A 15,176-nucleotide genomic window follows, 5' to 3' on the forward strand; every position below is an offset into this window, starting at 1 on the left:
CCTGAGCCAGGATCAAACCCTCCATCCAAGATTTCGAGTTCGATCTTAACTCTTTGAATCTACTTCCGCTGGGTGTCTCTGTTCACTTGTCAAGGAGCTTCTCTTCCTCTTCTCTTTTTCTTCCAGACGCTCTCACCCGCGTCCGAGTATATATATTACCACCTTCTTCCTCTTTTGTCAACTTACAGTTTCGTTAATTTCGTTAAACGTACGTGAATTCATTCTTTTTATCTTCTATAAACCTTTATTTATAATGTTTTTAGATTTTTTATTTTTATTTATTTTTTCTGATTTTTTTGCTTGACATGGATACGATTTTTTATTTTTTAAAAAATATGTTATAATTAAGTTTAAAACTTTTTAATTCGGAGGTGTTTTTATGAAAAAAATAGGTTTTTTTAGTATTTTTATTTTATCTTTATTATTTATTTTTTCTTCCTGTCTCGATAGAACTCAAATCTTGAATAATGAAAATGACACTAATACTGATGATATCGTTTTATTGGATTGGAAGGATTGGTCTGTTGCAGAAGGACATTACTTATCTCCTTTAAAGGTTTTTACCTTTGATTCCACAGCTATTTTAAATTTCAATTTTGAACTTACTCATTGGGATGGCGATTATGGCCTTGAATTTTATGTTCTTACAGAAGATGATTTCGATAATTTATATTATGATAAAAGTTTTAACTATGTACTTCATAAGATTTTTTATACTGAAAATAATTATACATTCTCCGGAGAAATTCCAGAAGGAAGTTATGTTTTTGTTATTGATAATGCACGTGGCGGTGATGAACAACCAGATAATGATGATGAAAATGATTATGCTACCTTTAATTTATATGTGACTCAGAATAAATAAAAAACCCGCTCAAATCGAGCGGGTTTTATTATTATGGATACACTCTATATAATGTTCTTGCAAATGGTATTGCTTCTCTTATATGTTTAAGGCCGCATATCCAGGCTACTGTTCTTTCAATTCCAAGACCAAATCCACTGTGAGGAACTGAACCAAATTTTCTTAAATCAAGATACCATTGATATTCTTCTACTGGTAAGTTGTTTTCTTTTAATCTTTCAATTAATACATCTTCCTGCCAGATTCTTTCAGATGCACCAATTATTTCACCATATCCTTCAGGTGCAATCATATCATCACATAATACTACATCTGGATTTTCTGGATCTGGTTGCATATAGAATGCCTTTACTGATTTTGGATATTTTTCTATAATAACAGGTTTATCAAATTCTTCAGAGATTAATGTTTCATCATCTGCTCCGAGGTCTTCACCCCATTGTATATCTGACCCCTTTTTATTTAATAATTTTATTGCTTCTGTATATGTAATTCTTGGGAATGGCGCTTCTATTTTTTCGAGTTTACTTATATCCCTTCCAAGAGCAACTAAATTTTCAGAAGCATTTTCAAGGACTTTCTTAACCACATATGATACAAGATTTTCCTGTAATCTCATATTGTCTTCATGTGTATAATAAGCAACTTCTGCCTCATTCATCCAGAATTCTATAAGATGTCTTCTCGTTTTTGACTTTTCAGCCCTGAATGTTGGACCAAGATTGTATACTTTACCTAAAGCCATAGCTGCTGCTTCAAGATATAACTGACCTGTCTGTGCAAGATATACTTTTCCATAATCAAAATAGTCTATTTCAAATGTATTTCCTGCACTTTCACCAATTGAACCTGTAAATATTGGAGTATCAATTAATACAAAACCTTCGTTGTTATAAAATTCTCTTATAGCTTTTATTATTTCATGTCTTACCTTTAATATATGGAATTGTCTTCTTGATCTTAACCATAAATGTCTGTGTTCCATTAAGAAATCAATTCCGTGTTCTTTCTTTGAAATAGGATAATCTTCTGATGGATTATGTACTATTTCAACTTCATCAATGTGTAATTCAAATCCAACTGGTGATCTTTGATCTTCAACAACTGTTCCTCTAACAATTAATGAGCTTTCCATTTTTAATTTTTTTACTTCTTTGTATTTTTCTTCACCAAGTGTTGATTTTTCAACAACTCCCTGAACAAAACCTGTTCCATCTCTTAATTGTAAAAATCCTATTTTACCACTAACTCTTTTATTCCAGAGCCAGCCTCTAAATTCAACTTTTTCACCTATATGTTTTTTCATATCTTTTATATATACCCATTCCATACTTTTCCCTCCCAAATCACAATATTTTATTTATCTCTATTTTTTATATTATAACACGCTAATACAATTGTGTCAAAATCTATGATATAATTAAAATATAAAAATCAGTCAAGGGGATGGTACAATGAAAGAAACAAAAAATAGATGTTTAGGTGCTTTAATTGGATTAGCAATTGGAAATGCATTAGGAGCACCTTTTGAATATATAGATATGGAAAAGCTTCCTGAAATAAATGATTTTCATAGCGGTGGAATATATAATTTAAATGCCGGCGAATGGACAGATGATGTTTCTATGGCTCTTTGCCTTGCAGAAAGTTTAATAGAAGACGGTTTTGATTTTGATAGTCAAATGAAAAAATATTTAAAATGGATTGATGAAGGTCTCTATTCCTGTAAAAAAACGGCTTTTGGAATTGATAACCAAACAATGGATGCATTAATTCAATATGAAAAAGACGCTTCTTTGCCAAAGATAATAGATAAAGATTCACATAAACCTTTAGCAAGACTTGCTCCAATTCCTATGTACTTTAAAAATTCTTTTAATGATGCTGTTTTTTATTCAGGACAAAGCGCATATACCACTCATAATAATATCTATTCAATTCATTCATGCAAATTCATCGGTGGATTTATACAACAGGCAATTAATGGCGCTACAAAACGCGTTTTATTAGAAGAAGTTCATAGACATATGGACTTAATTTATGATGTAAAACTTAAAATTGTTGATGTTACATATAAAGATATAAATGATTTAATAAACGACGGAAAAGCCATAAATTCACTTGAAATAGCCCTGTGGACTATATATAACACCAATTCATTTAAAGATGCTGTTCTAACAGCTGTTAGGTTTGGTGGAGATACAGATACATTAGGTGCTATTGTTGGACAAATGGCTGGTGCTCTTTATGGATTAGAGAATATTCCAAAGGTCTGGCTTTTAAAGCTTGCAAAGAAAGATATGATATTGGAACTTGCAGAGAAGTTGTGTAATAAATAAGAAAATGCCTGAGAAATCAGGCATTTTCTTATTTGATCTAAATTAACGTAACATATTAAAATACTGTTTTTAACCAAACTTAGACCGCCATCAATTTGAGATAACTGCATATTTAATTATTTTAATTTAATTTAAATTGTTTCACAATATTTTCTAAACGTCTAGCAAGTTCTGTACTTTCTTTTGCTTCGGAAGTTATATTTTCTATATTTGCAGTTTGTTCTTCAGTTGCAGCAGTTATTTCTTGAATAGAAGCATTGATATTCGTAACATTTTGTGAAAGCTCTGTCATAGCAGTTGCTATTTCATCAACACCAGCCGTTTGTTCTTCAACACTTGCAGCAATACCTTCAAGTTTATTTGTCATTTCTTGTATAGCTTTTAATATTCCTCCCAAACTTTCACCAGCTTTATTGGAAAGCTTCGAACCTTCTTCAACCTTTTTATTTATTTCTGTTGAAACATTTAAAGCTTCTTTAGATACATTCATTACACCATCAACTACTTCTCTTATTTCATTCGCTGCTTTTCTGCTTTCTTCAGCCAAAACTCTTATTTCATCAGCAACAACAGCAAAACCTTTTCCAGCCTCTCCAGCTCTCGCAGCTTCAATTGCAGCATTTAATGCAAGAAGATTGGTTTGCTCTGCTATATTAGAAACTGTATCAACAAATTCATTAATTTTAACTGCACTATCATTAAATTCCTTTACTACCTTATCAATCTCAAGAGTTACTTCTGTAATTTCATCCATTTTATTTATTGCTAATTTTACAGTTTTTCCAGCTTTTTCAGCATCTTCTGAAGATCTATTTCCAAATTCTGCTGCTTCAGTCGCATTATCCGCAATAAGTTTTGTAGCTGAGGATATTTCTTGAATAGATGCTGTTGTTTCTTCAATAGCAGCAGTGATATTCTCTATTTCCGTTGATATATTTGTTACAGATATAGTTGTTTCCTGAGTAGCATTTGAAGAAATTTCAAGAGTATCTGTTATTTCTTTCATTGAATTAATCAGGGTAATGCTTTCCTCTTTTAATTGTTTCATATCCCTTTTTAAATGTTCATGCATAATCTTAAACACGTTTATTAATTCTCCTAATTCACTATTATCCTTTATTTGAGGAATTTTAACTGTATAATCTTTGTTAGATAATTTTCTTGCATATTCCATCAATATATTTAGTGGCTTTGTAATTGTTCTAATTAAATATATTGAAATTATACCTCCTATAATTAATGAAAATACTATAACTATTATCCCAAAAGCTTTAGCTTTTTTCCCATTTTTAAAATTATAATCTGTCATTTCCAATACTTTATTATCTATACTTTCTTGAAATTTTTGAAATGTTTCAACCGCATTTTTGCCTATTTTTCTAAAATTTTCTGCATCATTTTTTATATCTTCAACAGAATTATATGATTGTAATAATTCTTTATAATCTTCTATTGCACTTATTGTTTGCTTTTTTAAAGGTATCAAATCCTCATTTACTTTAAGATCTTCTATTTTTTTTATTAGATAATCAAGTTTTTTTTCTGCATCTAATTTTATTTTTTTATCATTAAATGCTATATATTCTGCTATAAGTTTCCTTGCTTCCATAAAATCCGTCGAGTATATACCTACTTTTTTCATATTTTCCACATATTTTTCAGACAATATGTGTTCATTATTTAAAATTTTTGAAAAAGTATTATTACTTAAAATAAAAATAATTATTTGCATCATTAACAATATTATTACCATAAAACTTATTTTATTTTTTAATTTCATAATATCCCCTCCAATCTATGAATGACTTTTTGTTATTTCATCATAAATCTTCCTTATTTCATTATGATATTTTTTAAATAATGACAATATTTCCGGATGAAAATGTTCCGGTTTCGTTCTGCCATCTCCTTCAGTTATAATCTTTACAACTTCTTCATGACTAAATGCTATTTTATATGTTCTCACAGAGCGTAAAGCATCATAAACATCTGCTAGAGCTACAATTTGTGCTTCTATTGGAATTTCATCTCCACTTAAACCAAATGGATATCCACTTCCATCATATCTCTCATGATGATATAAAGCTATATTTTTAGCAGTAATAAAGTATGGATCATTTAATAATTTTAATGAAAATATTGTATGTTGTTTTATTAAATCAAATTCTTCTTCAGTTAATTCGTCCGATTTCGTTAAAAGATCTCGATTAATAAATATCTTACCTATATCATGAAGTGGAGCAAAGGTTTCTATTTCTTTTACTTTTTCCTCATTTAGTCCCATTTTCTTTGCAATAAAACCTGATATCTTTCCAACTCTATATATATGAGCGCCAGTAATATCATCATGCGCTTCAGCTATAATAGCAAGCTTTGTGGCAAAATTCAAATATGCATTTTTCACCTCCTGAACAGATAATTTTTCTAACCAAAAGGCTTTTATAAGATTACCAAAACCTTCTATTAATTTCACTGAATTTTCCGAAAAATTTTTCTTTGAATTTTTAGCAATATCAACAGCTATTTTTATCCATATATTTGGATTTAATTGTATTTCTCGAATTAATGTTTCTTTTATCGGTTTAACTGCATTTTTTAAAGTTTTATAATCCTTTTCATTTAATTCTTTATTCCTTTCTTCATCCAATACATCTTTTACAATTCTGGTATTCTCACGTTTTGGAATTTTTCCAATTAAAGATTTTATCTTTTTTAAGTCTTCGAAACTATGACCATAAGAGGCTATAAATTTTGTTGTCTTTTTTTCTACATCAATTAACACAATGCTTCCATAATCTGCTTCCGGCACTATTTCTATAACTAATTCAAGAACTTCTTTATAAAAATCTTCAAGAGAATTTCCTGGTGTCATATGAGAAAGAACTTCCGTCATTCTAAATAAATTATTAGAAAATTCATTGTTTTTATTATAAAGATCTTCAAGTTCTTCACTCATAGATAGTAACTCTTCATTAATTTCTTCTAGTTGTTTATTTTTTAAATTTAGATCAAATGTAGCTCTTATTAGTAGTTTCCTGTATATATATAATAAAGTTAAAACAATTAATAATAACAATAAAATAACCCCTATTGTTATAAAAAACCACCTGGGAAAATGTATTGTTTCATTAAAAAAATATTTATTTATTATCATATAATAAATTGAATTATTTTGATTTTTCCATTTTTGCAAATATGCATCTATTGTATTTATAATATTTTCATTAATAGAATGGGAAAAAACTATATATACATCTACCGGAGAAAAAATTATAGGCGTTTTTTTTAGCCCATAATTATTTCCATTATATGATCTACTAATTATTGCGATATCTGCTTTTTTTTCATATACATATTTTAAACATTCATCATAAGAAGAAACTTCAATAAAAGACGCTTTTATGTGCAAATTATTTAAAATATTTTTAATTCCTTCTTTTCCAACATAATAAATATCATTTTTAATAACAGCAATTTTTTTATCTTCAAAATCAAGTAGAGATTTTACATTTTTATATCGTGTATATACCATCCCCCAATTTGTAAAAACTGGCTCTTTATTATAGTAAAAAAATTTTGCCCGTTCTTTTGAATAGGCAACATCTAACATCATATCAATATTTCCTTCTTTCAATTTTTCAATCAGATCACTAAACGTACCATATTTATAAATAATATTCCAATTTTCAGATAATGCAATTTCATTTAATATATCAACAAAAACACCTTTAGCTTTATTATTTTCAAAATACACTAAAGGTGGATTATCATAAACACCAACAACAAATGCTTTTCCAAATCCAATATTTATAAATATATATAAAAATAGAGAAAAAATTATAATATTCTTTCTCATTTTAATTCCCCCATTATTCAGTTCTTAATAAAAGAAAACATTTATCATTCTCTTTGTAGAATATAAATAAAAAGTTAACTCTTTATCATTACAATTATAACTCTTATGTTTATTTTTTTTTTTTTTTTTTTGCGTTTTTATTAAAAAAAGGTAACTCCAAACAACTAAAAAGTTTATGATAGTCAATATATTCTATTTTTGGAATTTAATAATTTTTGTTTTGCGTATATGCTTAATTATCATTTTTAACCTTTTATTAACATAATTTCGATTTCATTTGTTTTTATCTTTTAATATGCTATATTTTCATATCATCCTTTTTAATTGTCAATAATGGATTTTTGAAAAAAAATTTTTTATTGTATAATTAAAATGAAAATTTTCTTTTTTATTTTTGAAATAAAAAAGAAATTCTATTAAAGGGGGTATTGTGATGAAGAGATTATTGGTTTTGATAATGGTAGTTTTATTGGTATCTGCTGTATTCGCAAAGATTACTTTCTGGACAACAGAGGTTGAATCTAACAGAATGCAGAGAATTAGAGCTCTTGCAACAATTTTTAAAGCTCAAACAGGTATTGATGTTGAAGTTGTTCCTGTTGAAGAAAATGATTTATTGAAACAGATTCCTATTGCAAAAAATGCTGGAACATTACCTGATCTAATTGAAAGTGGTATTGAACCAATGTTGTTGTTAGGTTCAGAAAATTTCATGAATGTTGACCTTGCAACAAAGATTATAAATGATTTTGGTGATGTTTATAATGGTGCAGCAAGATTATTAAGTAATGGCGAAGGTAAATATTATGCAATTCCTTTCCACGCATGGGTACAGGGTATATGGTATAGAAAAGATTGGTTTAAAGCACAGGATCTTGGCGATCCAATAACATGGTATAATATCGCTTTAGCTGCAAAGGTATTAAATAATCCAAAGAAAGGTGTTTATGGTATTATTTTACCTAAAAAGGCAAATGCTTATGCAGAACAGGTATTTACAGAAATTGCTCTTGCAAATGGTGCAAGACCTATAGATGAAAATGGAAATGTAACCTTTAATACACCAGAAATGATTGAAGCTTTCAGATTCTATAAGGAATTGGGTAAATATTCAAAACCTGGTTTTACAGATGTTCTTGACGCTTTAAAGGGTTATTTAAGAGGCGAAACAGCAATGATTTTCTATTCAACTTATATTATGGACGATATTGCTGTTGAAGAGGTACAAAGAGGAAGAATTGATAACTTTAATCCTCAATTAGTTGTTAATACTGGTTTTGCAAATAAAATGATTAATGTAAGACCAACATCTTATGGACAGGTTGTAGCCCTTGGTATTACAAAGAATGCAAACGCAAGCGAAGTAGAAAAATTTGTTAAATTCCTTATGACAGATAAAAACTATGTTTACTGGGTACATATGGCACCAGGCGGAATGAATCCAACAAGAAAATCTGTAGCTGAAAGTGATGAATTCCTTGATAATCCTGTTCTTGAAAGATATGGAAAAGCTAAAATCGCAGAAATTGTTGCAGCACTTGATTCTGTAGAAAGATTTGAATTTATTAACGGTAAGGTTATTACAGATATGAGTAAATTAAGCGCTAATTTTGTTATAGGTAAGGCTATTAATTATATGTTTGCAAATGATTGGACACCACAGCAAACTGCAATGTGGGCACAAAAAGAAGCAGAAAAGATTCTTGGAAAATAATTCTTTTTCATGAAAAAGGGGGAATTCTGTCCCCCTTTTTTTAAAAAGGAGGTTTGAAATATGGCTGTGATGTCGTTAAAGGAACGTGAAGCGAGATTTGGCTGGAAATTGGTTATGCCAACTGTAATTTTAATTGCTTTGTTGATTTTATATCCTGTATTTTATAATATTTATCTTAGTTTTTTTGAGGTGTCAATTTCAGATGCCCCAAATAAGTTTGTTGGGTTGCAGAATTATAGAGAGATATTATCAGATCCTTCATTTTGGAAATCATTTGGAATTACTGTTCTGTTTACTGTTACAACTGTTGTAGGAAGTATTTTGTTGGGACTTGGAGTGGCATTATTGCTAAACAGGGAGTTTCCTGGAAGGAATATTGTTAGAGCTTTATTGTTATTGCCTTATGTAACTCCATTAATTGCAATTGTTTTTGCCTGGAAATATATATTTTTACCTATTGATGGACCTTTAATGAAATTCCTTGCTAATTTTGGCATGAATCCAGGAAATGACTTTTTAAATAATCCCAATAATGCTTTCTGGGTTGTTTCGATTTTCAATATATGGAGAAATTTCCCATTTGTTTATTTGATGATTTTATCAAGGCTTCAATCTATTCCTACAGATTATTATGAAGCAGCTGAAATAGATGGTGCAAGCGATTGGCAGAAGTTTGTTCATATTACATTACCAGAATTGTATTTTGTTATAGGTTCTGTTGCCTTGCTAAGAGGTATCTGGAATTTTTACAAGTTTGATGAAGTTTATCTTATGTCAAAATTCGCTAATACTTTACCTATTTATATTTATGAAAAAGCATTTGCTGGATTACCGGAACAGGGTGTCGCAGCTGCAATTGCAACTATATTATTTGTAATAATGATTGCATTAATCGGTATATACGTAAAGAAGGTGTTAAAATGGTAAAAAGAAAAAGCCCTTTGAAAATAATTGGTTTCTGGACTTTGATTATATTATTGGTAATATTTATTACTTATCCATTTGCATGGATGCTTTCTGTATCTTTTAGATATGATACAGATGCTTTTGATCCTGGTATAATACCTAAACGCCCTACACTTGATACTTATGCTATATTACTTGGATTTAAAAAGTCCATAAGAGAGGAGTTGAGTAATGAGCAACAACAATTGTTGGATCTTATAAAAACTTTGCCTAAAGACCAGCAAGAAGCTGTTCTTGCTCAAATAAATGCACAAAGAAAAAAGGAGTCATTCCCATTTTTAAGATTTTTTAGAAATTCTTTGCTTCTTGCAGGTTTGAGTGCTCTGATAAGTTTAATTTTATCGGTTTTCGGAGCATATGCATTTAGTAGGATTGAGTTTAAGGGGCGAGGAACTATTCAAAGAGGTGTTCTTGTAGTTTATCTCTTTGGAGGCACTATACTTGCAGTACCTCTATATCAAATTTTTGTAAAAATTGGATTGACATCATCAGGGATTTCTTCCGCTATCGCTTTATTCATTATATATATTGTTCAAACTATACCTGTTTCTTTGTATATGCTTGGTAATTATTTTAGAACAATTCCAAGATCTATTGAAGAAGCTGCTATTATTGATGGTTCTTCAAGAATGGGCGTTATCACAAAGATAATAATTCCTTTATCTTTACCTGCTATAATTACTGTATATATATATGCGTTTATGATAGCCTGGAATGAGTTCTTATTTGCTTCAATTTTTGTAAGACCATTCCCGGAATTTTATACTCTACCTCTTGGTTTAAATGAAATATTTAATTCTGAACATGCAATATGGGCAAAAATGATGGCAGCATCTGTTGTTACTGCAGTACCTGTTGTTATTATGTTTATGATGATGGAAAAATATTTAACAGGTGGATTAACTGCAGGTGGTGTAAAAGAATAAAAGAGGTGACCATTTATGATTATAAACCAAATAAAAGGTATATATAACTCTCTTACAAAAAGAGAAAAAAAAGTAGCTGATTATATTATTGAAAGGGCTGATGATGTAATTCATTATAGTATTACTGAATTGGCAAATTGGGCTGAAGTAAGTGAAACAACTGTTTATAGAGTGATTAAGAAACTGGGATTTAACGGTTATCAGGATTTTAAAATTTCTCTTGCCAAAGAATTATCCGAGCCTGTTTTTGAAACAGTTGAAACTGAGCAGGATATTTTTTCAAATCTATATAATAAGATTTGTAAAAGTTTAAGTCTTATAAACCAGAATCTCGATAAAGATTTGTTGAATAGAGTAGCTGAAAGAATTCTTGCATCTAAAAAACTTATATTTTTTGGTGTTGGAAGATCTTTTCCTGTTGCTCTTGATAGTTCACTAAAATTTGCTGCTTTAGGTTTTTCTGCAATGGCATACAGCGATCCTCATATGCAGGTTATTGTTGGCGCTGGATTAACCTCTGAAGATACTGTTATTTCAATAAGCCATTCAGGATTTATACGTGATGTGTTTAAATCAACTCAAGTTGCAAAGGACGCTGGAGCTTTTACCATTGCTATTACATCAGGTGTAAATTCACCTTTAAGTAAGATTTCAGATATTGTTATATATACTACACCAAGCGATCCTTCTGAGAATGAGTTTACCCATGATAGAATAGGCGAAATGTATATGATAGAAATACTTTATAACCTCGTGGTTTCAAAGAAATTTACAGATAAACATTTTAATAAGTTGAAAAATGTTATTGAGCCAAAAAAGTTCCAGTAAAAGAGGTGTATTTTATGCATAAGAATATATACGATAAATTAGAATTTTTATATGGCGATGAAGCAAAAGGTGTATATCAAAAACTTATGAATATTATTGAAAAATATAAAATTTCTGATAAGGATTTTGATTTTTCGGAAAAGGACGTTATTTTAATTACTTATGGTGATTCTATAAAGAAAAATAATGAAAAGCCTTTAAATACTTTACATCATTTCTTAAATGAATATGTAAAGGATAGTATTAATACTGTACATATACTTCCATTTTTCCCTTATTCATCTGATGATGGCTTTTCTGTAATTGATTATAAACAGGTTAATCCAGAATTGGGCAGTTGGGAAGATATTCAATCGCTCTCAAAAGATTACAAACTAATGTTTGATGCAGTTATAAATCATATTTCCAAAGAAAGCAAATGGTTTCAGGAATATTTAAAGGGAAATAAAAAATACAAAAATTATTTTATTGAACAGGAGCCTGTGGAGGAATTAAAGAATGTAACTCGTCCAAGGGCACTACCTTTATTACACATATATAAAACTGCTTCAGGCGAAGAAAAACATATCTGGACTACATTTAGTGAAGATCAAATTGATTTAAATTATAAATCTACAGATTTGTTCCTTGAAATTGTTGAAATATTGCTTTTCTACGCAAAAATGGGAGCTAAATTAATAAGACTTGATGCTATTGGATATTTATGGAAAGAAATTGGAACATCATGTATCCACTTAAAACAAACACATGTAATGATTCAGTTGTTTAGAGATATTTTAAATCTCACAGCCAAAGACGTTATTCTGATTACAGAAACAAATGTCCCGCATCATGAAAATATTTCTTATTTTGGAAATGGATATAATGAAGCTCAAATGGTTTATAATTTTTCACTTCCTCCCCTTGTTTTATATTCTTTTTTATTTCATGATGCGACTGTTATATCAAAATGGGCTTATACATTAGAAACACCATCTGATAAGACTACTTTTTTCAATTTTCTCGCTTCACATGACGGCATTGGATTAATGCCAGCAAAAGGAATTTTAAAAGATGAAGATATTGATTTTCTTGTTGAACATACTTTAAGAAATAACGGACTTGTTTCTTATAAAAGCAATCCTGATGGGACAAAATCACCGTATGAGTTGAATATTAATTATTTTGATGCTTTGTACGATGAAAACGAATCAATGGAATTGAATATAAGAAAATTTATTTCCGCTTATGCAATTGCTGCTGCAATGAAAGGTATTCCAGGTATTTATATTCACAGTTTATTGGGATCACGAAATTATCTTGAAGGTGTTAAAATCACCGGAATGAACAGAACTATTAATAGAGAAAAATTGAATTATGATACCTTAATTTCAGAATTAAACGATAAAAGTTCTTTAAGGTTTAAGATATTTAATACCTTCAAACATATGCTGGATATTAGGAAGAAACACAAAGCATTTAATCCAAAAGGAAAACAAATGGTTATGTTTTATGATGATTCTGTTTTTGCATTTATGCGAGAATTTAAAGATGAAAGAGTTCTTGTTTTAACCAATGTTGCTAATAGAGAAATTACTCTTGATATTGATAATCCGCTTTCTAAAAATCCTTATGACTTTTTAAATAACACTTCTGTTGATATTTCTGATAATAAACTTCATATTATTCTTAAGCCATATGAAACCAAATGGTTGAAATAAAAGCGAGGGCAAACTCCCTCGCTTTATTATTATCTTTATTTATCTCTTCAAGTATTTTAAGAAGACTTTCTTTCACTTCAAAATTTGGATAGTCCAGTATATATTTTTTCTTTAATCCATATTTTTTTATTCCTTTAAAGGTTAAATATCCTGCCTGCGTAAAGAAGATATTTGCTCTTGCATCTTCTATTTCTCGTGTTGAGAAATCTTCCGCACTTACCGGTATTTTTACTAAATCCTCATATTCTATCTTTTTACCTTTTATGTATTCATACAGAAAACTTGGTGATCCGCTTTCAAACCAGTAGTTTTGGAATTCTTTTTCTGAAAAAAATCTCAATATTGAATATGGATTATATACTGTATGTTCTCCGTCAAATGAAAAACCATTATAATATCTCTTCATTTCTTCAAGCAATTCTTTTTCTGTTATATATTCGTCTATTAAAATTACCACTTTTTCTTTTTTTGAAAGTTTCATTATTAATTCATCAAATGCAAATGTATAATCTGTTTCAGTTATCTCTATTCCGTTTCTTTCACCTTCCTGCTCTATCATCTTTACCAGACTTTTTTTGAATTTTTCTTCGCTCTCCGTTGATGATTTAAACAGGTTTAATCTTATTATTGGATACTCTTTGAAATCCCATTTGTCATATATATATGTCCCTTTGAATAACTCTTTTTCTCCTTTGAATAAATAATATAATTTTGAATAAATAATATAATGTTGATACTGTTAAACTTTTTCCAAATCTTCGTGGCCTTGATAAGAATGTTGGTATTCCTGAATATACCATTTCCAATATATATTTTGTTTTATCTACATATATATAATCTCCTGTTATTATTTCCTTATAATCTTCTATCCCTACTGGTAACTTCTTCACTGCTTTCCACCTCCCTATATTATGATTATATCATAATAATTCCCAATTCACTTTTATTTTTTTATTAATCCATTAATAAAATTATTTTTACATTCATTTTACTTATTTTGTTGACAATTTTTTTATTTTTATATAAAATTCTTAATAGAACAAAGTTCTTTTTTATTAAAAGTTATTATTTTCACTAATTTCGTTTTAAGTTGTTTAATATTTATGTTCATTTCTATTTGCATAGAATTTCCAAAATATATTATCAACATAATTAAAGGAGGTATTTTATGAAAATTCCTCAAATAATTAAATTACCTGAGGATATTTTACAATATAGAAAAAAAGATAAAGTTTTGCTTCTTTCTCCAGAAAAAGCTGGTGCCATTGTATTAAATGATATTGAATATAAAATTTTTTGTGAATTTTTGAACTAAAAAATATCGAGGAGGAGGTATAAAGTTGGATCTTTCTACTTTAATAGGATTGGGTTTGGCTTTTGTTGCTATATTAATTGGTGGATATTCAGGATTAGGACAATTATGGGATACAAACTCCTTCTTTATTACTGTTTTAGGTTCAGTTGGTGGTATGATGATTGCTGCGCCAAAAGATATATCTTTTAAATTTGTAACAGCAATAATGATGGGAATAAAAGAACCTAAAATTGATTCGGTCGAAATTTTAAAAACATTATATTCATTTGCAGAAAAAGCAAGAAGAGAAGGTTTAATATCCCTTGAAGCAGATCTTGAAGGCCTTGATAACGAATTTATGAAAGAAGGTTTAAGGGCTGCAGTTGATGGTACTGATCCAGAAGAAATAAGGAAAATCCTTGAAATAAAAATGGAGTTATTTGAAGCAGAACAGGGAAAATGGTCAGGTCTTTTAAATACCTGGGGCACATTAGCTCCGGCATACGGAATGATTGGAACGCTGATAGGTCTCGTTTTGATGCTTGGTAGTTTGAACGATCCATCTACTATAGGTCCTAATATGGCTATTGCTCTTATTACAACGTTATACGGTGCTCTTGTTGCAAATATATTCACCTTACCGATAGCCGAAAAAATAGGAAGAAGAACATCAATACAGGTAAATCTT

12 protein-coding genes and 1 pseudogene are annotated in these 15,176 nt (G+C 29.2%); 9 read left to right on the plus strand and 4 right to left on the minus strand.

Annotated elements, in window-relative coordinates:
• The first annotated feature begins 379 nt into the window (after positions 1-379).
• Positions 380-865, plus strand: coding sequence for a hypothetical protein (locus XO11_RS04110; RefSeq protein ID WP_014296317.1), 486 nt, complete (start codon positions 380-382; stop codon positions 863-865).
• 31 nt (positions 866-896) lie between these two features.
• On the opposite strand, the gene asnS is transcribed toward XO11_RS04110, so the two are convergent.
• Positions 897-2,195 carry an asparagine--tRNA ligase gene (asnS, locus tag XO11_RS04115; RefSeq protein WP_175418204.1) on the minus strand — a complete coding sequence of 433 codons (1,299 nt, stop codon included), beginning with the start codon at positions 2,193-2,195 and terminating at the stop codon, positions 897-899.
• Between the two features lie 124 nt (positions 2,196-2,319).
• Here asnS and XO11_RS04120 point away from each other — a divergent pair, with 124 nt between their 5' ends.
• Positions 2,320-3,204: an ADP-ribosylglycohydrolase family protein gene (locus tag XO11_RS04120; RefSeq protein WP_175418205.1), complete on the plus strand. Its 885-nt coding sequence runs from the start codon at positions 2,320-2,322 to the stop codon at positions 3,202-3,204.
• Positions 3,205-3,325: 121 nt separating this feature from the next.
• On the opposite strand, the gene XO11_RS04125 is transcribed toward XO11_RS04120, so the two are convergent.
• Together XO11_RS04125 and XO11_RS04130 are read right to left on the minus strand one after the other, a co-directional pair.
• On the minus strand, positions 3,326-4,984 hold the full coding sequence (locus XO11_RS04125) for a methyl-accepting chemotaxis protein (protein ID WP_175418206.1): 1,659 nt from the start codon (positions 4,982-4,984) through the stop codon (positions 3,326-3,328).
• A 15-nt stretch (positions 4,985-4,999) separates the two neighbouring features.
• Positions 5,000-7,060, minus strand: a complete 2,061-nt coding sequence (locus tag XO11_RS04130) for an HD domain-containing phosphohydrolase (RefSeq protein WP_175418207.1) — start codon at positions 7,058-7,060, stop codon at positions 5,000-5,002.
• A 433-nt stretch (positions 7,061-7,493) separates the two neighbouring features.
• On the opposite strand from XO11_RS04130, the gene XO11_RS04135 reads away from it, so the two are divergent.
• Genes XO11_RS04135 through XO11_RS04155 form a run of 5 tightly spaced genes read left to right on the plus strand, consistent with a single transcriptional unit; the run spans position 7,494 to position 13,194 of the window.
• The gene (locus XO11_RS04135) at positions 7,494-8,774 is read left to right on the plus strand and encodes an ABC transporter substrate-binding protein (protein ID WP_014296322.1); all 1,281 of its coding nucleotides are present in this window, start codon (positions 7,494-7,496) and stop codon (positions 8,772-8,774) included.
• Positions 8,775-8,834: 60 nt separating this feature from the next.
• A complete protein-coding gene (locus tag XO11_RS04140; protein WP_014296323.1) occupies positions 8,835-9,701 on the plus strand; it encodes a carbohydrate ABC transporter permease in 867 nt (288 codons plus the stop codon).
• Positions 9,695-10,666, plus strand: coding sequence for a carbohydrate ABC transporter permease (locus XO11_RS04145; protein WP_175418208.1), 972 nt, complete (start codon positions 9,695-9,697; stop codon positions 10,664-10,666). The genes XO11_RS04140 and XO11_RS04145 overlap by 7 nt, the downstream gene beginning before the upstream one ends.
• A 15-nt stretch (positions 10,667-10,681) precedes the next feature.
• Positions 10,682-11,494, plus strand: a complete 813-nt coding sequence (locus XO11_RS04150; RefSeq protein ID WP_014296325.1) for a MurR/RpiR family transcriptional regulator — start codon at positions 10,682-10,684, stop codon at positions 11,492-11,494.
• A 14-nt stretch (positions 11,495-11,508) separates the two neighbouring features.
• Positions 11,509-13,194 (plus strand): alpha-amylase family glycosyl hydrolase, encoded by a 1,686-nt coding sequence (locus XO11_RS04155; RefSeq protein ID WP_175418209.1) that lies wholly within the window; start codon positions 11,509-11,511, stop codon positions 13,192-13,194.
• A gap of 70 nt (positions 13,195-13,264) precedes the next feature.
• On the opposite strand, the pseudogene XO11_RS04160 reads toward XO11_RS04155, so the two are convergent.
• Positions 13,265-14,084, minus strand: a pseudogene (locus tag XO11_RS04160) (AAA family ATPase); the annotation flags it as partial.
• Between the two features lie 278 nt (positions 14,085-14,362).
• Here XO11_RS04160 and XO11_RS04165 point away from each other — a divergent pair.
• Positions 14,363-14,509, plus strand: a complete 147-nt coding sequence (locus XO11_RS04165) for a hypothetical protein (protein ID WP_014296327.1) — start codon at positions 14,363-14,365, stop codon at positions 14,507-14,509.
• Positions 14,510-14,534: 25 nt separating this feature from the next.
• The coding region (locus XO11_RS04170) for a motility protein A (protein ID WP_175418210.1) at positions 14,535-15,176 on the plus strand (642 nt) is incomplete at its 3' end.

The organism is Marinitoga sp. 1138 (assembly GCF_013363265.1).
GTDB classification, from domain to species: Bacteria; Thermotogota; Thermotogae; order Petrotogales; family Petrotogaceae; genus Marinitoga; species Marinitoga piezophila.